This is a genomic window from Bacillus sp. SIMBA_026 (assembly GCF_046535335.1).
Lineage (GTDB): Bacteria > Bacillota > Bacilli > Bacillales > Bacillaceae > Bacillus > Bacillus velezensis.
Window position 1 is genome coordinate 1 of record NZ_JAWRWX010000090.1, and the last position, 296, is coordinate 296.

The 296-nt window shown below is 61.1% G+C and carries 1 protein-coding gene; it reads left to right on the top strand.

From position 1 onward, the window contains the following. On the top strand, window positions 1-296 hold a 296-nt coding region (locus tag SB847_RS20800), incomplete at both ends, for an Ig-like domain-containing protein (RefSeq protein WP_410578481.1).

Consider the following 296-nt stretch of genomic DNA (forward strand, 5'->3'; position numbering starts at 1 on the left):
CTGACCATCGACTCCGGTAGCAACGCCACCGATCACATCACCAATGTCGGTACGCTGAACGTCACTGGCATCGAGACCGGCGCCACCGTACAGTACAGCGTCGACAACGGCGCGCATTGGAACACGAGCTTCAGCGCCGTCGAAGGACTGAACAACGTGCAGGTTCGGCAGATCGATGTTTCGGGCAACGCGTCTACCCCGACCTCATTCAGCTTTACGCTCGATACGTCGGCTGCCGCGCCCGGTATCGCGCTCACGAGCGACTCCGGCAGCAGCGCCACTGACCACATCACCAA